Annotated in this window: 21 protein-coding genes; 9 read left to right on the top strand and 12 right to left on the bottom strand. The window is 52.0% G+C overall.

All coding sequences use genetic code 11. The features are described 5' to 3' along the window. Position 1 precedes the first annotated feature (1 nt). The 3 genes from ACKWMY_RS18055 to ychF form a co-directional block, all read right to left on the bottom strand. Entirely contained in the window at positions 2–2,320 is a 2,319-nt protein-coding gene (locus tag ACKWMY_RS18055; RefSeq protein ID WP_409486756.1) for a response regulator, read from the bottom strand. After that, a complete protein-coding gene (locus ACKWMY_RS18060; protein ID WP_083196422.1) occupies positions 2,310–2,762 on the bottom strand; it encodes a Globin in 453 nt (150 codons plus the stop codon). The genes ACKWMY_RS18055 and ACKWMY_RS18060 overlap by 11 nt, the downstream gene beginning before the upstream one ends. Positions 2,763–3,087: 325 nt before the next feature. After that, a complete protein-coding gene (gene ychF / locus ACKWMY_RS18065) occupies positions 3,088–4,179 on the bottom strand; it encodes a redox-regulated ATPase YchF (RefSeq protein ID WP_409486757.1) in 1,092 nt (363 codons plus the stop codon). Positions 4,180–5,094: 915 nt separating this feature from the next. On the opposite strand from ychF, the gene ACKWMY_RS18070 reads away from it, so the two are divergent. Next, a complete protein-coding gene (locus ACKWMY_RS18070) occupies positions 5,095–5,346 on the top strand; it encodes a hypothetical protein (RefSeq protein ID WP_074028652.1) in 252 nt (83 codons plus the stop codon). A 25-nt stretch (positions 5,347–5,371) separates the two neighbouring features. Here the strand turns inward: ACKWMY_RS18070 and pth are convergent, their stop codons facing one another. Beyond that, the gene (pth, locus tag ACKWMY_RS18075) at positions 5,372–5,962 is read right to left on the bottom strand and encodes an aminoacyl-tRNA hydrolase (protein ID WP_409486758.1); all 591 of its coding nucleotides are present in this window, start codon (positions 5,960–5,962) and stop codon (positions 5,372–5,374) included. A gap of 363 nt (positions 5,963–6,325) precedes the next feature. Here pth and ychH point away from each other — a divergent pair, with 363 nt between their 5' ends. Further along, positions 6,326–6,604: a stress-induced protein YchH gene (ychH, locus tag ACKWMY_RS18080; protein WP_074028659.1), complete on the top strand. Its 279-nt coding sequence runs from the start codon at positions 6,326–6,328 to the stop codon at positions 6,602–6,604. Between the two features lie 181 nt (positions 6,605–6,785). On the opposite strand, the gene prs is transcribed toward ychH, so the two are convergent. From prs to ACKWMY_RS18100, 4 genes are all read right to left on the bottom strand, one after another. Continuing rightward, on the bottom strand, positions 6,786–7,733 hold the full coding sequence (gene prs, locus ACKWMY_RS18085) for a ribose-phosphate diphosphokinase (RefSeq protein WP_002211240.1): 948 nt from the start codon (positions 7,731–7,733) through the stop codon (positions 6,786–6,788). A gap of 171 nt (positions 7,734–7,904) precedes the next feature. Continuing rightward, positions 7,905–8,771: a 4-(cytidine 5'-diphospho)-2-C-methyl-D-erythritol kinase gene (ispE, locus tag ACKWMY_RS18090; protein ID WP_065685601.1), complete on the bottom strand. Its 867-nt coding sequence runs from the start codon at positions 8,769–8,771 to the stop codon at positions 7,905–7,907. Next, positions 8,771–9,391: a lipoprotein insertase outer membrane protein LolB gene (gene lolB / locus ACKWMY_RS18095; RefSeq protein WP_021181100.1), complete on the bottom strand. Its 621-nt coding sequence runs from the start codon at positions 9,389–9,391 to the stop codon at positions 8,771–8,773. Before lolB ends, ispE begins: the two co-directional genes overlap by 1 nt. A 242-nt stretch (positions 9,392–9,633) precedes the next feature. Beyond that, positions 9,634–10,779: a porin gene (locus ACKWMY_RS18100; protein ID WP_409486759.1), complete on the bottom strand. Its 1,146-nt coding sequence runs from the start codon at positions 10,777–10,779 to the stop codon at positions 9,634–9,636. A gap of 492 nt (positions 10,780–11,271) precedes the next feature. Here ACKWMY_RS18100 and hemA point away from each other — a divergent pair, with 492 nt between their 5' ends. From hemA to kdsA, 6 genes are read left to right on the top strand one after another with little or no spacing between them, the layout of a single operon-like run. Further along, positions 11,272–12,534 (top strand): glutamyl-tRNA reductase, encoded by a 1,263-nt coding sequence (gene hemA / locus ACKWMY_RS18105; RefSeq protein ID WP_024528845.1) that lies wholly within the window; start codon positions 11,272–11,274, stop codon positions 12,532–12,534. Between the two features lie 32 nt (positions 12,535–12,566). Continuing rightward, positions 12,567–13,652: a peptide chain release factor 1 gene (gene prfA / locus ACKWMY_RS18110; protein ID WP_024528846.1), complete on the top strand. Its 1,086-nt coding sequence runs from the start codon at positions 12,567–12,569 to the stop codon at positions 13,650–13,652. Then, positions 13,652–14,485 carry a peptide chain release factor N(5)-glutamine methyltransferase gene (gene prmC, locus ACKWMY_RS18115; RefSeq protein WP_074028667.1) on the top strand — a complete coding sequence of 278 codons (834 nt, stop codon included), beginning with the start codon at positions 13,652–13,654 and terminating at the stop codon, positions 14,483–14,485. Before prfA ends, prmC begins: the two co-directional genes overlap by 1 nt. Positions 14,486–14,503: 18 nt before the next feature. Next, complete coding sequence (locus ACKWMY_RS18120) at positions 14,504–14,902, top strand: SirB2 family protein (RefSeq protein WP_024485432.1); 399 nt, start codon at positions 14,504–14,506, stop codon at positions 14,900–14,902. Then, a complete protein-coding gene (gene sirB1 / locus ACKWMY_RS18125; RefSeq protein WP_024528848.1) occupies positions 14,899–15,708 on the top strand; it encodes an invasion regulator SirB1 in 810 nt (269 codons plus the stop codon). Before ACKWMY_RS18120 ends, sirB1 begins: the two co-directional genes overlap by 4 nt. Positions 15,709–15,746: 38 nt before the next feature. Continuing rightward, positions 15,747–16,601 (top strand): 3-deoxy-8-phosphooctulonate synthase, encoded by an 855-nt coding sequence (kdsA, locus tag ACKWMY_RS18130; protein WP_021181107.1) that lies wholly within the window; start codon positions 15,747–15,749, stop codon positions 16,599–16,601. A gap of 87 nt (positions 16,602–16,688) precedes the next feature. Here the strand turns inward: kdsA and dauA are convergent, their stop codons facing one another. Both dauA and ACKWMY_RS18140 read right to left on the bottom strand, forming a co-directional pair. After that, positions 16,689–18,380, bottom strand: coding sequence for a C4-dicarboxylic acid transporter DauA (gene dauA, locus ACKWMY_RS18135; protein ID WP_199062942.1), 1,692 nt, complete (start codon positions 18,378–18,380; stop codon positions 16,689–16,691). Positions 18,381–18,608: 228 nt separating this feature from the next. Beyond that, on the bottom strand, positions 18,609–19,094 hold the full coding sequence (locus ACKWMY_RS18140) for a heme-degrading domain-containing protein (RefSeq protein WP_409486760.1): 486 nt from the start codon (positions 19,092–19,094) through the stop codon (positions 18,609–18,611). Between the two features lie 201 nt (positions 19,095–19,295). Between ACKWMY_RS18140 and ACKWMY_RS18145 the strand changes: the two genes are divergently transcribed. Beyond that, positions 19,296–20,411, top strand: a complete 1,116-nt coding sequence (locus ACKWMY_RS18145) for a GGDEF domain-containing protein (RefSeq protein ID WP_199062941.1) — start codon at positions 19,296–19,298, stop codon at positions 20,409–20,411. A 37-nt stretch (positions 20,412–20,448) separates the two neighbouring features. Here the strand turns inward: ACKWMY_RS18145 and ACKWMY_RS18150 are convergent, their stop codons facing one another. Next, on the bottom strand, positions 20,449–20,829 hold the full coding sequence (locus tag ACKWMY_RS18150; RefSeq protein ID WP_024528852.1) for a DUF1622 domain-containing protein: 381 nt from the start codon (positions 20,827–20,829) through the stop codon (positions 20,449–20,451). A 101-nt stretch (positions 20,830–20,930) separates the two neighbouring features. Continuing rightward, positions 20,931–21,140, bottom strand: a complete 210-nt coding sequence (locus ACKWMY_RS18155; protein WP_024528853.1) for a hypothetical protein — start codon at positions 21,138–21,140, stop codon at positions 20,931–20,933. Positions 21,141–21,405 lie beyond the last annotated feature (265 nt).

Raw genomic sequence — 21,405 nt, forward strand, 5'->3', positions numbered from 1 at the left:
GTTATGAGACTTCCCTTGCAGCAGCGAGGGAAGTTTGCAGATGCTGACATAATTCATCCACACCGCGATATTGAGCAGTGATCTCAGCCAAATCAGCTAATGCCGCAGCCTGTTCGATATTCCCAAGCCTGCTTTCCAGGGGCTGGCAAACAAAGTGGAGGCACTCTCCTTTTAGCCGATGGGCGCTTCGCCGGATGGCTTCAACATCTTGTGCCTCTATGGCGGTATGCAGCGCATTTGTCAAAGAGGGAAGTTCCTCTAAAAAGATCGTCACCAACTCGTTAAATAAGGCCTTGTCATCACCTAACTGTGCCAGCGACTGAACGTAGTCGAAGATCTCTTCCTCTGGGCATACCTGAGCCGCATTAAGTGCCCGCTGGATTTCGCTGGCAAGATTATCCAACAGAATGGGTTTGCTGATATAGCCGTCGAATCCCTGAGCCAGGCATCTTTCACGATCGCCTTTCATCGCATGCGCGGTCATGGCAATAATGGGCAAATGCAGGCCTGATTGTTGCTCACCCGCACGAAGGAGTTTTACCGCTTCGATTCCATCCATTTCCGGCATTTGCAGGTCCATCAACACCAGTTCGTAGTCGTCTTGCTGCAACTTTTGCAACGCCAGTTTGCCATTGCCCACCACATCGCAGGTATGACCCAACTTACGGGTAAAGTTGATCGCCAACTGTTGATTGATCAGATTATCTTCCGCTACCAGAATGCGTATCCCATTACCTGTAGCCGGTGGTGGTGTTTCAACCGTGGACTCCGGAGCGATCATTTCTTGCGGAATAAAGGTGGCAGTGATGGTTTCTAGTAACTCGTTGGCATCAATGGGCTTGGTTAAAAAGCCCGAAACGCCTACCTTGCGCAATACGCCGGTGTCTATTCGGTTACCCATTGAACTGAGCATGATCAATTTACTTTGACGCAGCTCCGGCGTTGACATGATCTCTAGGGCCAGAGCCATGCCATCCATCTCTGGCATTTGCGAATCCAGCAGGATCAGCGGAAAACGCTGGCCCGTAGCCATCAACTCCAGTGCTGCCTGGCCAGAGTTGACCGTTTGTGGCTTGAGCCCGACATTGCGCAGCATGTCAAACAGTAACCTTAGGTTGGTTTCATTATCATCCACTACCAATACGTTCATCCCTTTTAGCCTGGCTGGCAACATTGTTACCGTTCGGGCGGAGGAGAGGGTATTAGGTAAAGAAAAATAGAAGCGGCTACCGTGACCAGGCTGGCTGGAAACCTGTAACTTGCCGCCCATCATGGCCACCAGTCGGGCCGAAATGGTTAACCCTAATCCGGTACCGCCGTATTTGCGGGTGGTTGAACTGTCTGCCTGGCTGAATGATTCGAAGATAACCGTCTGTTTATCTTCGGCAATACCGATCCCGGTGTCGATAATGCTGAATGTCAGCATATTCGGGTGTGTGTGTGAGGGCGCGATCTGCAATACCACTTCGCCGGTATGGGTAAATTTTAGGGCATTGCCAATCAGATTGGTCACGATCTGCCGTAAACGCAGGGCATCGCTGTGCAGAATAGTAGGTACATCTGGATGAATGTCTACCAGTAGCTCAATCCCTTTTTCGGAAAATTTAGGCATCAAGGGGCGGGTAATTTCATGGATTAGCTGCCGCAGGGAAAAGTCCTCAAACTCCAGGCTGATTTTCCCCGCCTCTATTTTCGAAAAGTCGAGAATATCGTCGATGATCTTTAGCAGGGCACGAGCGGAGGAATACACCATGTTGATGTAATCACGTTGTTCTTTATTAAGATTGGTTTCCAGGCACAATTGAGACATGCCCAGGATCCCATTCATTGGCGTGCGGATTTCATGGCTCATATTGGCCAGGAATTCACTCTTGGCCTGGTTGGCGGCGTGGGCTAATGCAACGGCCTGCTGGGACGAGGCTTCCGCGTCCTTACGCTCGGTGATGTCCTGCAAAGTCCCAATGACTCGCTGTACTTCCCCTTTGATACTGACGCTGATGATTTGCCCTTGGATCAGTACCCAGCGCTCGTCGCCATTGCTGTGCCTGACGCGTACTTCACAGTCAAAAACAGGCAATACCGTTTTATTGGCTTCATGGAGGCAGCGCAGAACCAGTGGTAAATCATCGGGGTGAATGACTTGTTGCCAAAGCGAGGAGGAAAACTCATCACTCTCACAGCTAACCCCTAGCAGTAATAACAAGGCGTCATTGACCTGCCATAGATCTTGGGCGCATTCCCAATCCCAAATGCCGATGCGGGAGTTTTCTACCGCCTGAATAAAATGACTATTTGGGCCAGACATGCTGTTAGCGTTCATTTTTACTGCCTTGATCGGCGTCATGGTGCAACTCAGCCTGTCGCCTCATGAACTCCAACCCCGGCGCCATAAAAATTGCCCAGGCGGTAAGCACTTCTTCATCACATTCCGGGTCGAGATCCCGCACCGTTTGCAAGACCGCCCGCCGCCAGTAGGCAAAAACAGAGGCGGGCAGATTCAAACCTTGTGAACTCTGTTCCCGCGCCACATGTTCCAGATAGTCGGCCACGATGTGGGTGGTGGCAACCGAAAGCATATAAAAAAAGGATTTGTAGATGATTTTTTTGTGCGCTTGCTGATGTTCGGGCGTGGGCTGAATGTTCAGCTCTTGCGTACTTTCAATGAACAATCGGTAGAAATGAGAGAAAAACAGGTCGCCCTGATCTTTGGCGGTGATCCGATCGTAACTGCTATTGAACAACACTTCATAGTTGGTACTCACGGCATGCTCTCTTTTGATTCTTACCCAATGTCTGGCGTGGCACCTCTTCTCCCGATGAGAAGGGCCAGGGAAGGTGGTGACTTCGCCCTAAGAGAGCAAGTCGTTTTCCTTAAAGTAGTCTAGTTAACGCTTGGCGAAGCGCAAGGATAGGGGGTTAAAGCGCATGGCTTTTTTGCTATGAGCGGGGCGTTCGGCGTGGACTGCCTGCTTTCAACATGGTAGAGACAGTGCAAATAACAAAAAAATCCACGCAGTGCGTGGATTTTCAGTGCTTTACTTAGTCTTCATAAATCATACTGAGATGCTATGAGATGAGTGACATCATTTAGACGTTAAACAAGAAGTTCATCACATCGCCATCTTTAACGACGTAGTCTTTCCCTTCGGAACGCATCTTGCCGGCCTCTTTGGCACCTTGCTCACCCTTATAGGTGATAAAGTCTTCAAAGGCGATGGTCTGGGCGCGGATAAAGCCTTTTTCAAAGTCGGTATGGATTTTACCGGCCGCTTGCGGTGCAGTAGCGCCAACCGGGATGGTCCAGGCACGCACTTCTTTTACGCCAGCGGTAAAGTAGGTTTGCAGATTGAGCAATTCGTAACCTGCGCGGATCACGCGGTTCAGACCGGGTTCTTCCAGCCCCAACTCTGCCATAAATTCGGCGCGGTCTTCATCTTCCAGCTCTGCGATGTCGGATTCAACAGCGGCGCAAACCGCAACCACCACGGAACCTTCTTCGGCAGCAATCTTGCGTACAACATCCAGATACGGGTTGTTCTCAAAACCGTCTTCGTTGACGTTGGCAATGTACATGGTCGGCTTCAGGGTCAGGAAGCTCAAGTAGCGGATCGCGGCTTTATCTTCAGCAGTCAGATTCAGTGCACGCAGCATACCGGCGTTTTCCAACTGTGGCAGGCATTTTTCCAGTGCGGCCAATTCGGCTTTTGCATCTTTATCGCCGCCTTTGGCTTTCTTCTGCACACGGTGAATGGCGCGTTCGCAGGTATCAAGATCGGACAGCGCCAACTCGGTGTTGATGACGTCGATATCGTCTGCCGGATCCACTTTGTTATTCACGTGAATGATGTTGTCATTCTCAAAGCAGCGCACCACGTGGCCGATGGCTTCGGTTTCACGGATGTTGGTCAGGAACTGGTTACCCAGGCCTTCGCCTTTGGAAGCCCCTTTTACCAGGCCTGCGATATCAACGAATTCCATAGTGGTGGGCAGAATGCGTTGCGGCTTGACGATCTCGGCCAGTTGATCCAGACGTGCATCGGGCATCGGTACCACGCCGGTATTGGGTTCAATAGTGCAGAACGGGAAGTTAGCCGCTTCAATACCCGCTTTGGTCAACGCATTGAACAGGGTGGATTTGCCAACGTTAGGCAGACCGACGATACCGCATTTGAATCCCATGTTTATATCACCTTAAATATCTTGACTATCAACAGGTTAACATTAGCCTGCTGCATAAAGGACGAAATTATCCCCCTATTATACACGTAATGGGCAGTTATCTCGATCTGCCCGTTGCTGGCGCTATCACCCGAGGTGTTCCTTAACGGCTGCTAACGCCCGGACCGGGTCAATTTAACGTCGATAGAGGTGTTCTGCAGGCAAGGTACAGATCTAACTTGAACACATCTGGCAATAGGACATGGAACACTACTATCGAAGATTATTCCGGGTATTTGTTATCAGATATTTAGTAATAAAAGTGAGTTAATATTTCATTTTAAATGTATGTTTGATCGTAAAGGCACTTTTTGCATAGGGTTATTCTTGGATTTTCCTCACCCAATGAAACAACGTGGCAACATATCATAATAAAATCTGGCGGATTTCAGCGGATAAAGAGTTACCGAACGTTAAACCGTAAGATGTTACTTATCTTATGTTGGGCTATCTAGCCAGGCTAGGAAAAACTCATTAATTTTAAGCTGGCTTTTGCTTTAAATATGATGATTATTTAATCATTATTTCGTTTTTTAGGCATGACCATCAATAGGGCTGATGTGCATTTCTTTGTTTTTATTGGCTTTTTTATTTTATGGGATTATTCTTTGTATTGAGTCTAAATAGTTAATTTATTTAATAAGTGATTGTAATTGCCTTTTGTTTTATAAGAATTATCTGTTAATTATTAATGGAAACATCCTGTAAATGGCATAGGATGTTTCTATGTAAATATAAGTAATTTCTTAATTATATTGAGGTAGTTTAAGGAAGATAAAGATAAATTTATCTGCAAGTATTGTTGGGCGTATTTTTTTAAGATATTATCCGCGTCTTATTGGTTGTGCCATTTTAATTCAAGGAGGAATTTATTCCATGAATGGGATTGATGTGCTTTCTGCACCGATTTTATTATTACTTTCGGTTATTTCTTTTATTATTCATTTCCGCAACGAGCGGAGGAAGAGCCTGATTGAGCGGCCTTTTTTTGCTGCAAGTGTGGATTTGAAAAAGAAAAAGAAAACCACGTCAGAGGTCGTTGATGTTGTTGCGCAAAACAGCGTGCAGCCAAACTGTACTCGTAAACTGTGCCGCTATTGCCCGATAAGTAGCAGGCCAAGCAAGTGAAAATCACATCACTTGGCCTAACCGCTTAGCTAGTCGCTTTAAACGCATGCAAACGATTCATGGCTTTAGTCATACCTTCCTTCAGCAAGATCTCTGTGCAACGTAACGACTCATCGATGGCATCATCAATCAGCGTTTGCTCTGATGCTGGCGGCTTACCCAGCACAAAGCCTACCACCTTGTTTTTATCACCTGGGTGGCCGATGCCAATGCGCAAGCGATAAAAGTTCGGGTTATTGCCCAGCTTGCTCTGGATATCCTTCAGGCCATTGTGGCCACCGTTGCTGCCGCCTAATTTGAGTTTCGCCACTCCCGGTGGCAGATCCAACTCATCGTGGGCTACCAGGATCTCTTCCGGCAGAATGCGGTAGAAGGTAGCCAAAGCGCCAACGGCTTTACCACTCAGGTTCATAAAGGTGGTAGGAACCAGCAGCCGAACGTCGTTACCGGCCAGATTCAGGCGTGCGGTGTAACCGAAGAACTTACTCTCTTCCTTCAGCTGTTGGTTGTGGCGTTGCGCCAGTAGGTCAACATACCATGCGCCGGCATTGTGCCGTGTCTGGGCATACTCTGCGCCCGGGTTGGCGAGGCCAACAATCAGTTTGATACTGCTCACAAGAGATTCACTATGCTAGAAAAATGGAAAGGGCGTGCCCGTTGCCTTCCAGGTTGCGATCGCCTGAGGTTTCACAGCGGCACAGCTCGAAATTTATAGGCCGTTAGTGTACCTGCCTGAGTGCAGAATGACAAAAATCTGGTGTCCCCCGTTAATAGCTGAAAAATGAATAATACATTAGTAAAATAATTCAGTTATCTCGCTAACTTTTAACATAAAGTAAAGAATTGTCAGCCTTTAGTTGCCATTTGTGATCGGTCACGCAATACCCATGCTGAAATAATGACTATACTTAACTAATCAAAGTGGGATAACGAGTTAGGGTTTTCCCTCTATTGGCACATGGCACTCTGGAGGTGGCATATGAAACGTAAAAACGCTGAGGTCATTGGCAACGTTTTAATGGGAATGGGTATGGTGGTAATGGTTGGCGGGGTGGGATACTCTATCCTGGCTGAAGTATCACAGTTCAATTTGCCGCAGTTCTTTGCCCACGGCGCCATCATGAGTATCTTTATCGGCGCCTTGTTGTGGCTGGCCGGTGCACGTATTGGTGGGCGCGAGCGGGTAGCAGATCGTTATTGGTGGGCAAAACACTTTGATAAACGCTGCCAAAACAACCCGCGCCGCCCGTCACATTGATTAACCACAACCAAGGATCTGGCGAACAAAGGCAAGGGAGTCTGGCCGTATAAGGTTTAAGGTTATGTCCCACATCCCGTAAAAAACCCGTTGTTGCTCGCGCTTCAACGGGTTTTTTATTTTCAGGGATGTTCACCCGAACAACCTGGCGCAGTGGAGATAAACCGCGCCAGAGAAGAGATTAATGTTCGAACATCGCGGAAATTGACTCTTCATTGCTGATACGGCGGATAGCTTCAGCCAACATACCGGACAAGGTCAGAGTACGCACGTTTTTCAACGCCTTGATTTCTGCTGACAGCGGAATAGTGTCACAAACGATCACTTCATCAATCACCGAGTTCCTGATGTTATCCACGGCGTTACCGGAGAAGATCGGGTGCGTGGCGTAGGCAAATACGCGCTTGGCACCGCGTTCTTTCAACGCTTCGGCTGCTTTACACAAGGTACCACCGGTATCGATCATGTCATCGACCAGTACGCAGTCACGGCCTGCCACGTCCCCGATAATATGCATCACCTGAGAAACGTTTGCGCGAGGGCGACGTTTATCAATGATGGCCATGTCGGTATCGTTAAGCAGTTTGGCGATCGCGCGGGCGCGCACGACACCACCGATATCTGGGGAAACCACGATCGGGTTTTCCAGGTTCTGTTGCAACATGTCTTCCAACAGGATCGGGCTACCGAATACGTTATCTACCGGGACATCGAAGAAACCTTGGATCTGCTCGGCATGCAGATCGACTGTCAATACGCGGTCAACCCCTACGCTGGAGAGGAAGTCGGCAACAACTTTGGCAGTGATTGGCACACGCGCAGAACGCACGCGGCGATCCTGGCGGGCATAGCCGAAGTAAGGAATTACAGCAGTAATACGACCTGCGGAGGCGCGACGCAGGGCATCAACCATAACAACCAGTTCCATCAGGTTGTCGTTGGTGGGTGCACAGGTGGACTGGATGATGAAAATATCACCGCCGCGTACATTTTCGTTGATTTGCACGCTCACTTCGCCGTCGCTAAAACGACCTACAGCGGCGTCACCAAGGCTGGTGTACAAACGGTTGGCAATACGTTGTGCTAGTTCCGGGGTGGCGTTACCAGCAAAAAGCTTCATATCAGGCACGAGAAGAACCTCAGCATGCGTCCAGAGAAGATATTGTCATACGGTCTTCGCCAAGGGGCAGTTGGCGACGCCGACGCAATATACATACGGGTGTGTAAAACTAACTTGAACTGCAGAGCAGCGCAGAGATGACAGGGCCAGGTAGACGACCCTGCGCAACGACACGTTGAGCTACGGCTCAAACTGCCCAGAACGGATGCGATGTAGTGGTGAGACGTTAACGCCACGCGCTACAAATCCACGCAACCAGGCCGGGGCTTGATTTAACACCTGAAGAGCGGCGGGCTCGGAGTCGAATTCTGCAAACACACAAGCACCTGTGCCAGTCAGGCGTGACGGCGCGTATTGTAACAGCCATGAAAGAAGCTGTTCAACCTCGCGAAAACGTTTTCTTGCGATCGGTTCGCAATCATTTGCGTAAGGTGCCTGTAATAGGGCGTTCAGCGGGCGAACCGGGGTGTCTCTTTTTAATTCGGCATCGGCAAAAATCACCGGTGTGGGGATGCTGACACCGGGATGAGCGACCAAATACCACTTTTCTGCCGGATTTGCCGGCTGTAGCTGCTCACCGATCCCTTCGGCAAATGCCGCATGGCCGCGCACAAATACCGGGACATCGGCACCGAGGGTTAGCCCCATATCTGCCAACTGGTCGTCGCTCAGGCCACATTGCCAAAGTTCATTCAGTGCGACCAGTACCGTTGCCGCGTTGGAAGATCCTCCGCCAAGGCCGCCACCCATCGGCAAACGCTTGTCGATGCTGATGTCTGCCCCACGGGGAAGGGTGGCAATGGAATGGGTAGTGCAATGTTGCTGTAACAGACGAGCGGCCCGGACAATCAGGTTCTGCTCATCTGGCACCCCTTCTACGGGCGTTAGCAGCTGGATCTGGTCATCCTGGCGGGGAACGATGGTGAGCGTATCGCCGTAATCCAGGAACTGGAACAGCGTTTGCAACTGATGGTAGCCGTCTGCACGACGGCCGGTGATATAGAGAAACAGGTTCAGCTTTGCCGGGGAGGGCCATTGATGGATCATCACTTGAGCGTCCAGTTATCCATTTTCAGCTTGATGCGTTGATCGCCCTGTTGCAGTTCAAGGCGGCTCGGTAACGGGATTTTTAGATCGGTGTTGTAGTCCTGATAGGTGACGACCCAGGTCAGATCGCCCTGCTTGTAGGTCAGCTTGTTCAGGCGGTACTGGGAGTCTAGGCTGAAGTCGGTGGCTTGCCCTGGCAGGCCAAGCATCCACTGGCGCAGGTTATCCAGTGGGATCTGCATGCCGGTCAGCTTGCGGATCATCTCTTCCGGGTTGTCGCTGACATAGCGTTTGCCCTGGTTATCCGTGAGCTGCACCACGCTTTTTTGCACGTTCAGCTCCAGCTCGGTGCTGCCAAGCGGGTTGGTCAGCAGCAGGCGGTAGCGGTCGGGTGTGTATTGCTGCCAGAAGAAGCGAGCGTAGACTTTCTTCTGATCGGTCAGATAAGCAAAAGCGCCCCGGGTCTGATACTGCTCAAGCTGTTGCACCGCTTGCTCATGAGCGAGCCACTGCGGAGACGTCGGGCTGGTAGCCGGGCCAGGTTTGGTGAGGGTACAGGCCGTCAGCACCAGGCTGGCTAATGGGATCAGGCGAAGCAAACTAACTTTGCGGATAGGCATAACGTTTTGTTGTCCTTTTGTCCTTGCGGGGCAGTGCGGGTTAGCATTTCTGCCACCACGCTAACGGGCGAGTGGCGTAACGTCAATAATACAATGGCGCAAAAGCCTTGCAGCAAGGGTGGCGTCTGGCGTGGGGAGGATTGTAAACGATGGCGGAGCTTTTTGGGTCGGAAATCTGTGGGCACAGCCTTCAGAACGAGTCTGCCGTCTGAGCGCGCCGTATAAGGGCGCGCTTTGGTGGATCAGAAATCGTAACGCAAACGAACAACCGTCATATCGCCCAGATTATCGGTGCTGGACGTCAGCACGTGCTCAACGTCGGCGCGGAAACCGTAGTCGAACTGGAAGGAGACGCCCAAGCCATTATCAATACGCTGATAGTCGCGGCCTGTGGTGTACTGCAGGCGGTCGCCCATAAAGTAAGGCATGATGGATTTCACCGCGTATTCGCCTATCGGGAAGCTATAACCAGCGAAATATTCAATCCCCCAGGCATTCCCAGCGAAGTAGTCATTCACCTGCTTTTTCTTGGTAGTCAGGAAGTTTTCATACCAGCCGCCGCCGAAGCTGAGCGTCCAGTTGTCCGGTTTCCAGCTCAGTGCGGTACCTAAAATGTTTTGATTGTAGTCTTTACTGTCGTCGCTATTGGGGTTGCGCATCTCGGCGTTGGTGTAGTTCCAGGCGGTGCCCCAGGTCAGATCTTTACTCAGATGATAATCCACACCGAGTGAACCGCCGCCCTTACGTTTGTAGCGTAGGCCGTTACCAGGCAGGTATTCATCATCGTTGAACAGGTAAGCGGCGTAGATATCGGCGTCGCCCACGGTTGTTTTATATTTCAGCATGCTGCGTGAACGGTAGGAGCCGTCATAGTCGCCGTTAATGCCGTTGCCTGGTGCCTGGGCCAGCATGTCGTAATCCCAGATGTCGGTTTTGGCCCCGACCACGTCGTAGTAAACGCTGTTTTGCTTACCGAAGGTCAGTTGACCCCAGGTTTTGCTTTTCAGGCCGGTATACAGCATACGGCGTGAGGTGTTGTTGGCCCCCTCGGCGTAGTGGTTATCCCAACTGAACAGCGCCGGGATGTTGACGCCTAACTCGTAATAGTTAATCCAACTGATGTCATCGAACAGGTAGTAATCGGTGGCGAAGCGAAAACGCGTACCGCCGTCAAAACCGTTGCGTTTATAAGAACCTTTATCGCCATCGCCAGTCATCATGTTGAACTGCGGGCGAATACTGCCACCAACGGTAAAAGTGAGGCGGCTGAGGGGATCGCCCGCTTGCGGATCCTGCTTTAATAAGGTGATTTCACCGTGTGCGGCAAATGCGCTACAACCCGCTATCAGCCCTGCGGTAACCGCCTGGCTTAATCTACGTAATTTCATGGAACGTCCCTTTTTACGTGCTGCTCTAGATACGAAAACCCATCCATCGGCCAACCACGCCTGGGGCTTTCTGGTTTGCTCACTTTCCGGTGACAGAAAGTGAAATCCTGTAACGGTTTTTATGCAAATAATTCGCTAGCTAACTATTTGGCCGAATTATGGGAACATGCCGAAAAAATTGCAATTAAAACAATGGAAACCGTAACTCATCGCGATTATCAGTCATGTGTAATGTTAAGCCGTGGGAATACGAAGGATGCCGCCAAACAGGCTGAAAGGGGTAGTTTGCAAGGGGTGACATTACATTTCAGCGTTTTTCCCTTGAGGTTTCTGATGAGTTTGAAACATACCTGGTTTTGTCGTGTTGACTGATTTGTCCGACCAATACCAGCGATTGGCCGGAAGATGCGGTTGTCACTTTAATTGATGTCGCGCATCAAGTAGAATGCCGGACAACGAGAACCCGTACCAAGAGAAGTATTACTCGAAGCAATGACCCTTCTGGCGTTAGGTATTAATCACAAAACCGCTCCGGTTTCTCTGCGAGAACGGGTGACCTTCTCCCCAGAGTCGATCGACAAGGCGCTGAATAGCTTGCTGCAACAGCCATTGGTGCAGGGCGGCGTTGTGCTGTCTACCTGTAACCGTACCGAGCTGTACCTCAGCGTGGAGCAGCAGGATCATCTGCATGAACAACTGGTAGCCTGGTTATGTGATTATCACCATCTGCGTCCGGAAGACGTACGCAAGAGCCTGTATTGGCACCACGGCGACGAGGCCGTCAGCCACCTGATGCGCGTTGCCAGCGGGCTAGACTCTTTGGTACTGGGTGAACCCCAGATCCTCGGGCAGGTAAAGAAAGCCTTTGCCGAATCCCAGCGTGGCCAGTCACTTTCCGGTGAGCTGGAGCGCCTGTTCCAGAAATCCTTCTCCGTTGCCAAACGTGTACGTACTGAAACCGAAATCGGTGCCAGCGCAGTATCCGTTGCCTTCGCCGCCTGTGCACTGGCGCGTCAAATCTTCGAATCCCTTGCCGAACTGAATGTGCTGTTGGTCGGTGCAGGGGAAACAATCGAGCTGGTTGCCCGCCATCTGCGTGAGCATAAAGTACAGCATATGATCATCGCTAACCGCACCCGTGAACGCGCTCAGGTACTGGCGCAAGAGGTGGGGGCAGAGGTGATCTCATTGCCGGAGATTGACGCACGCCTGGCCGATGCCGATATCATTATCAGCTCCACCGCCAGCCCGTTGCCCATCATCGGCAAGGGCATGGTTGAGCGGGCACTGAAAGCGCGCCGCAATCAGCCGATGTTGCTGGTGGATATTGCCGTTCCGCGCGATATCGAGCCGGAAGTGGGCAAACTGGCGAACGCCTATCTCTACACCGTGGACGACCTGCAGGCCATTATTCAGAGCAATATGGCGCAACGGCAGGCGGCGGCCGTACAGGCCGAGACCATTGTGCAGCAGGAAAGCAGCAATTTCATGACCTGGCTGCGCTCACAGGGCGCGACAGATACCATCAGAGACTACCGTTCGCAGGCCGATCAAATCCGTGCGGAAATGGAGTCAAAAGCGCTGGCAGCGATTGCTCAAGGCGCTAACGTGGAGCAGGTGATCCATGAGCTGGCCCACAGATTAACCAATCGTCTTATTCATGCCCCTACCAAATCCCTCCAGCAGGCCGCCGGTGACGGCGACATGGAGCGGTTGCATATTTTACGCGACAGCCTCGGGCTGGATCAGCATTAGTTCTCTTTTATTAACAGGGTTTAAAACCACGCATGAAGCCTTCTATTGTTGCCAAACTGGAAGCGTTACAAGAGCGCCATGAAGAAGTTCAGGCGCTGCTCGGCGATGCCGGTGTCATTGCCGATCAAGATCGGTTCCGTGGCCTGTCGCGCGAATATGCGCAGTTGACCGACGTCAGCCGTTGTTTTCTGGAATGGCGTCAGGTGCAGGACGACCTCGCCACGGCAGAAATGATGCTGGACGATCCGGAAATGCGTGAAATGGCGCAGGAAGAGCTGAAACAGGCCAAAGCGGCGACGGAAGAGCTGGAGCAGCAGCTGCAGGTGTTACTGCTGCCGAAGGATCCTGACGATGAGCGCGACTGCTTCCTGGAAGTGCGCGCCGGAACCGGCGGCGACGAAGCGGCTATCTTTGCTGGCGATCTGTTCCGTATGTATAGCCGTTACGCTGAAACTCGCCGCTGGCGGGTTGAGATCATGAGCGAAAACGTCGGCGAGCACGGTGGTTACAAAGAGGTGATTGCCAAAGTGTCTGGCGACGGCGTTTACGGTCAACTGAAGTTTGAATCTGGCGGTCACCGCGTTCAGCGCGTGCCGGAAACCGAATCCCAAGGTCGTATCCATACCTCTGCCTGCACGGTGGCGGTGATGCCAGCGGTGCCAGAGGCGGAACTGCCAGAAATCAACGCGGGCGATCTGAAAATCGATACCTTCCGCTCTTCCGGGGCCGGTGGTCAGCACGTTAACACCACCGATTCGGCGATCCGTATTACCCACTTGCCGACCGGTATTGTGGTTGAATGCCAGGACGAACGTTCACAGCACAAGAACAAAGCCAAGGCGATGTCGGTGCTTGGGGCTCGTATCCGTGCGGCAGAGATGGCGAAACGCCAGTTGGCAGAGGCTTCTACCCGCCGCAACCTGTTGGGCACCGGCGATCGTTCCGATCGTAACCGCACCTATAACTTCCCGCAGGGGCGCGTGACCGACCACCGCATCAACCTGACACTGTATCGTTTGGATGAGGTGATGGAAGGCAAGCTGGATATGCTAATCCAGCCGATCGTGCAGGAATACCAGGCCGATCAGTTGGCCGCACTCTCTGCCGAGCCTGAGTAATGGATTATCAAACCTGGCTGAAAACCGCGACTTTACGCCTGACGCACAGTGACAGCGCCAAACGCGATGCGGAGATCCTGTTGGGTTTCGTGACCGGTCGGGCCAGAACCTACCTGTTGGCATTTGGCGAAACTCCGCTGACGGCGGAGCAGGCTCAGCAGTTAACGGTGCTGCTGGCTCGCCGTGAACGCGGGGAACCGGTGGCGTATCTGGTTGGCGAGCGTGAGTTCTGGTCGCTTCCGCTGTCGGTTTCGCCCGCTACGCTAATCCCACGCCCGGATACCGAATGTTTGGTGGAGTTGGCCCTGGAGCGTCTGCCCGCAGCGCCGTGCGCCATTCTGGATCTTGGCACTGGCACCGGCGCGATTGCCCTGGCGTTAGCCAGCGAACGGCCAGACTGCCAGCTTACCGGCATCGATCTGCAACCGGAAGCCGTGGCGCTGGCGCAGCATAACGCGCAAAAACTGGCGATTAACAATGCGCGCTTTTTGCAAGGGAGCTGGTTTACGCCGGTCGCCGGGCAAAAGTTTGCGCTGATCGCCAGTAATCCTCCCTATATTGATCAAGCCGATCCTCACCTTGGACAGGGCGATGTCCGTTTTGAACCCGGTACTGCGCTGGTGGCCGCCGATCAGGGGCTGGCCGATCTGGCAACGATCGTGCAGCAGGCCGCAGATTATTTAGAGCCGCAGGGTTGGCTGTTGCTTGAGCACGGTTGGCAACAGGGTGAAAGTGTACGTACCCTTTTGAATACTGAGGGATTTATCGCGGTGGCAACGCATCGCGACTATGGCGGCAACGATCGCGTGACTCTGGGCCAAAAACCACTATAAGAAACCAAGGAAACCACTATGGCCGCTTACATGGCGCTAAAACATCTGCATTTATTAACGGTAGCCATCAGCATTACGTTGTTTGTTCTGCGTTTCTTCTGGAAGTGGCGTGCATCGCCGATGATCAACAAGCGCTGGGTAAAGATCACGCCGCATATCAATGATACGGTGCTGTTTGCCACCGGTATTGCCCTGGTGGTGATGTTTAAGCTTTACCCGCTGCTTGGCATGGACTCGTGGCTGACCGAGAAGTTGTTTGGCGTTATTATCTATATCCTGTTGGGTTATGTCGCATTGGGCAAGAAGACGCAAAGCTGGAATATCCGCACCTTGGCATTCGTTCTGGCACTGGGCTGTCTGTATCTGATCGTTAAACTAGCCACGACCAAAATACCGTTCTTGATGGGATACCTATGAGTAGCATTGCCGATTTCGAATTTAACACTTCCTCATTGAGTGAGGGAGTGATCCTGGTGTCGAAGGTTATCCGGCGGGACTTCCCGGTGGCGGAGGTAGAGCGCAAGTTACAGCAGTTGACTGAAGAAGCGCGCGCAATCATCCCGGACGATCTCAACCAGGATCAGCAGTTGGAAGCGCTCATCGAATTATTCTTTAAAACCTGGGGATTCGGCGGTGCCAGCGGTGTTTATCGGCTTTCTGACGCCATCTGGCTGGATAAGGTGTTGGAAGCTCGCCAAGGTACGCCAGTCTCTCTGGGAACCATTTTCCTGCATATTGCCCACCAGTTGGATCTGCCGCTGATGCCGGTGATTTTCCCCACTCAGTTGATCATGCGTGCTGACTGGCTGGATGAGGAGATGTGGCTGGTTAACCCGTTGAACGGAGAAACGCTTAACGAACATCAGTTGCAGGTTTGGCTCAAGGGTAATCTGGGGCTGGGGGCTGAACTGGAAGATGACGATCTGGACGAATCGGAAAACATTCTGGTGGTGCGTAAGATGCTCGATACGCTGAAAGCCGCGCTGATGGAAGAAAAACAGATGGAAATTGCGTTGCGGGCCAGCGAGGTGGTACTGAGTTTTGACCCGGACGATCCCTACGAGATCCGCGACCGTGGTTTGATTTATGCCCAGCTGGAATGCAACCATATCGCCATTTCCGATCTCAACTATTTTGTCGAGCAGTGCCCTGAAGATCCGGTGAGTGAAGTGATAAAAATTCAAATCCACTCTATCGAGCTCAAGCAGGTCACGCTGCATTAATTCACTGATTCCGATTTATTAATCAATAAGGTGCAAGCATGGAACAGAAAGTAGTCAGCATTGGCGACATCAAGGTAGCGAACGATCTACCGTTTGTACTGTTCGGCGGTATGAACGTACTGGAATCTCGCGATTTGGCGATGCGCATCTGCGAACACTACGTCACCGTGACGCAAAAACTGGGCATCCCTTACGTTTTCAAAGCCTCTTTTGATAAAGCCAACCGTTCATCTATCCATTCTTACCGTGGCCCAGGCCTGGAAGAAGGGATGAAGATTTTCCAGGAAATCAAAAGCACCTTCGGCGTGAAAATTATCACCGATGTGCATGAAGCCGCACAGGCGCAGCCAGTTTCCGAAGTGGTTGATGTGATCCAACTGCCAGCCTTCCTGGCACGACAGACCGACCTGGTTGAAGCCATGGCGAAAACCGGCGCGGTGATCAACGTCAAGAAACCGCAGTTCGTCAGCCCGGGCCAGATGGGCAATATCGTCGATAAGTTCAAAGAAGGTGGCAACGATCAGGTTATCCTGTGCGATCGCGGCAGCAACTTTGGCTATGACAACCTGGTGGTCGACATGTTGGGTATCAACGTGATGAAGAATGTGACCGGTGGCCATCCGGTGATCTTTGACGTGACCCACGCCCTGCAAACTCGCGATCCGTTTGGTGCGGCTTCTGGTGGCCGTCGCGCGCAGGTTGCAGAGCTGGCTCGTGCCGGTATGGCTGTAGGTTTGGCTGGCCTGTTTATCGAGGCGCACCCAGATCCAAGCAATGCTAAATGCGATGGTCCTTCGGCGTTGCCGTTGGATAAGCTGGAACCGTTCCTGGTACAGATGAAAGCCATCGACGATCTGGTGAAAAGCTTCGCTGAGCTGGATACCAGCAACTAACGGCTGCTGACAAATAGCGCTGTGGGGGCGCCGCATGCTGCGCTCGCCAATCTGAAGGCCCGACATGAATCTGTCGGGCCTTTTGCTTTATTGGGCGTTTAGCGCGGTCAGCGCTTCTGGCAGGGTGGGGTAGAAATGCAGCTTGCCATCGATTGGCTTCATGCGCGCACGAGCCAGGGTTTTTAGCGGCTGGAACGGAATATCGGTGATCACCAGCTGTTTTTCGGCGGGCAGGGCGTCGATATAACGTTGCAACGCGTTGAGTCCCCCGGCATCCAGCACCGGCACGGCATCCCATTGCAGAACGATGGTGTGGTAGTTTTCACCGCGTACCAGCAGATCGTTGAACACGCGTTCGGCAGCGGCGAAGAACAGCGGTCCGTTGACGCGCAGCACCAGTCGGCCATCCTCGGCGCTCAACTCGCTCAGGCGGGTCATGCGTGCGATTCGGCGCATAAACAGCAGTGAGGCCAGCACGATGCCAACGGTAATGGCAATCACCATATCAAACAGCACCGTCAACGACATGCACAGCAGCATCACCAAAATGTCGTCTTTCGGCGCCCGGCGCAGCAGATAAACCACTTTATGCGCCTCGCTCATGTTCCAGGCAACCAACAGCAGCAGCGAGGCCATCGCCGCCAGCGGTAAGTAGGACAGCCATGGTGCCAGTACCAGTAAGGACAGCAGTACCATTAACGAGTGGATGATGGCTGAAACAGGTGAGGTTGCCCCTGCCCGCACGTTGGCTGCCGAGCGGGCAATAGCGGCCGTCGCGGTGATGCCGCCGAAGAACGGAGCGATGATGTTACCTGCGCCCTGGCCAATCAGTTCGGCGTTGGAGTGATGCTTTTTGCCCGTCATACCGTCCAACACTACCGCGCACAGCAGCGATTCGATCGCCCCAAGCATCGCCATGGAAAAGGCTGCCGGTAATAGGGCGGAAAGCAGGTGCCAGCTCAGTTCCGTCGGTTTACCATCGCCAGCAGGCAGATGCCAGGGCAATAGCCACTGTGGCAGGATCGGCGGGATACCTTGGCCCTGGCTGCCGTCGGCCAGTTCGAAACTGAAGCGGGAGCCAATGGTCGCAACCTGATGATCGAACTGAGCCAGGATAGCCATCACCGCGGTGCCAGCCAACAGGGCGGGCAGGTGGCCGGGAATACGCAGCCCCAGCTTCGGCCACAGCAGCAGAACCACCAAAGTGACCGCGCCAATCAGCGTATCGCCATAGTCCAGAGTGGGTAAAGCATGCAACAGCGCGTTGACCTTGCCGATGTAGTTTTCCGGCACTTCCGCCAGCCGTAAGCCAAAGAAATCCTTCACCTGCATGGTGGCGATGGTGATGGCGATCCCGGAGGTAAACCCAAGCGTGACTGAAAGTGGAATGTACTCGATCAGGCGGCCAAGCCGCGCTAACCCCATAATCAGCAGGAATACGCCAGACAGCATGGTGGCAATCAATAAGCCAGAGAGCCCAAACTGCTGTGAAACGGGGAACAGGATCACCACAAACGCCGCAGTGGGGCCGGAAACGCTGTAGCGTGAACCGCCGCTGACGGCGATCACGATGCCAGCAATGGCGGCGGTATACAGCCCATACTGGGGGGGAACGCCGCTGGCAATGGCCAGCGCCATCGCCAGAGGTATGGCAATGATGCCGACGGTGACCCCGGCAATGGCATCTTTCAGCAGACGTTGAAGGGAATAGGGTTCACGCCAGCAGGCATCTATCAGGGCGCTAAAAGGGCGGATACCGTTGATTTCGTGCGTTTTCATCTAAGTTGCAAACCAAGTCTATAAAAGAGAACGGAATGGCGGGCCATGGAGGTCCGTCTCGGAATAGCTGGTAGATACCATACCCCTTTCTGCCCGCCGATACCTAGATTTGTATCAAAGCATCAGGATTGTGATTAATTTATATTTGTTCAGCGGATCATTTGCGCCAAGCGCCAGCCTGTGCAGATCGTCCGCTGTTGATCGGGGGAAAAGCGCAGCTTTTATCGCTTAGTGTACTGCGGGCAAGGGTAAGCCTAGAAACTGAGCAAGAGTGCTGACCAGCAGATGATGGTCTTCGAGCTGAGGGGAGCCAGAAAGAGAGATGGAACCGACGCAACCCACATTGAGCAGGTTGATGGGGAATGCGCCGCCGTGGGCGGCATAGTCACGTACGCTGAGGCCATATCTCTCTTCTAGCGTGACTTGCCGTTGTTGCAGGCGTAATCCCACGGCATAAGAGCTTTTATGGAAATGGTTGACCACGTTACGCTTGCGCCGCGCCCAGTCGGCAATGTCTGGCGTTGCCCCTGGCAGGGCGTAATAAAACAGCGTTTGTCCGCTTAGCTGAATTTCTATAGCGATGGGTAATTGGCGATGTTCTGCGGCATTTTTTAGCGCCAGGCCCAGCTCCCACGCGGTGGCATGGTCGAAATGGTGGAAGGTAAGGTCCGTTTCTTGTGTCGCCAGCGCTTGCAATTCATCATCGATATTCATCAGATTTTCCCCGTGGTGTGATGGATAACAGACTATCCTGAACTGAGGATAGGACATAGATTGCCTGGCAATAACATATACCCGCCTGGTCATTGTCATTTTTAGTATGGTGAGTGCTGTCGGAAGCGGTATTACAGGGGGCCGTTGCCAAAAATAACCCGAAAAACAACATTGCCGCATCCTGGAGTATGCCGAATAGTTATGACATATATTGCGTCGATCTCGTCTTTTTACAGTGACGCGTGCATCACCTATGCCACGCTGTCGGTAGCCTACTTTGCACTTAGCAGAAACGCCCCTTTTTCCTACCAGTCCGCCGTGTGGAAACGGGTGTTATTTGGTGTGCTGGCGGGGCTGGCGGTGCTGTATCTGAATCAGTCTCGGCTGTTGCTCACCGGTAATATTTATTACAGCTTTGCTATGATCCCGATGATTCTGGTGCTGTTTTTCGGTGGTGCAGTCAGTGGGGTGGTGTGCTATCTGGTGAACTTTAGCTTTAACGGCGGCTTTACGCTGGATAATCTGTTTATCGGTTCGATCGTCTTGCCGCTGCTGCTAACGGGAGTCTGGCGGAAAAAATCGAACCGGGTGTTTTACCTTACCATTGGTATCATTGCGCTCTACCGCATTGCCGTGGTCTGCTCGTTGGTCAACTTCCGGGAACTGTGGCTGGATATTCTGTTGTATCAGGCCGCATCGGCGCTGTGCCTGGCGATTTGCTACCACGCCCTGAGCTTTAAAGAGCGCCATATTAACGCCTTTTTCTCCATGCGCAGCAAGGCGACGACCGACAGCCTGACCCATATCAACAACCGCGCCAGCGTGGACTACAAAATGATGCTGCAACACGCCCAACGGGAGTCTTGTGGCCTGATGTTGCTGGATTTAGACAATTTCAAACAGGTCAATGATACCTATGGCCATTTGGCTGGTGACGGCGTGTTGGCCAGCGTGGGGGGCATTCTGAAAGATTGTGTACGTGATGAGGACTTTGTCGGACGTTACGGCGGTGAGGAATTTATGGTCATCACGTCCAGTTATGAACCGCAGCATATTGCGGCCGTGGCGGAACGCATTCGCAGCCGGGTGGAAGGATTTGATTTTATTACCGAGAGTGGGGAGGCGATGCGGTTGACCATCTCTATTGGCACCTCGCTCTACCTGGCCGGTATGTCGGTGGAGAAAGCGATAGAGATGACGGATGAAGCGCTGTATGACGCTAAACGCGAGGGTAAAAATCGCGTGGTCAGCAGCCGTTTGATGTCGCTATCACAGTTGGGGAAGAGGTATAGCCCTATGGCGGCTAAGAAGTCTTAGCCTGGCCCGGGAGCAAACTATGCTTTCTTTGACGCTTTTACTTTTTCCCCTCCAGCGTTGTTGCGTCGGTTTTATCGACGACAGCAACATTGTTTTCGGCATAATCCAACTCTTTAGATAAAAAGTAATTAAGGAATGTACGTATCACGGCAATGATTACCAGTTTAATCAACTCTTCCATGCTAGGGTTGATTGTCGTTGCCAGGATATCAGCCGCTAATTGAAACTCTAACGCCAAAGCAAGCCAGGTTCCAAAGCGCGCCCTTATCAAATAGAGTATGGACTGACTTTTAACTTTGGTTATTGTGGTATAAAGTGCCTTTACCAACCCGACAAAAACGCAAATAACGGAGAGGAACTCTAAAAAAACCTGTAGCATTAGAGAGAAATAGATAATTATTTCTTTGATACTTTCCAATTAGTTAGCTCCATTTTCCATGTTTCTTAGCCTCTCACAGACAAACCGTGCTTAGTTGCTGGCTTGGAATAGGGCGTTTTCGCACAGGCCCGTAAAGGATTTTACTTTTCGCTACGCTTGTTGTTTAAGTGGAGTGAGAAACACTTATTGAAATAAGCTTTGACGTGATCTTCCATCGCGTGAACTTTTTCATCAATGCGCTGGCAAAGGAACTCATCACTATTCATTGCCTGGACTCGTTGTAATGCTATTAAGTCAATTTCTCTTTTTTGTTCTTCAGTCAATTCGCCGTTAGTATGCTGATTAGTCATGATGATACCTGTGTCGTGAGTAAAGTAACTAAATTATAGCGCTATGAGTATAGTAGCAAATACTTTCTAACTTTTGCTTAAACAGAGTATGGTGATAAATTGTCCGATTGCATCGTCGAGATGCTTACAGCTACCTTGACGCCGCACCCCTCACCCTCAAGGGGACCGAACGTGCCACAATTTGTCTACTGTATCTGACCGCAGCTCTGGACCCGCTCCCTCTCCCCAATGCACTGTTAATGTGGCACTCGATCTATATTGTGGG

Origin of the sequence: Serratia sp. J2 (genome assembly GCF_046269175.1) — a bacterium.
Lineage (GTDB): Bacteria > Pseudomonadota > Gammaproteobacteria > Enterobacterales > Enterobacteriaceae > Chania > Chania fonticola_C.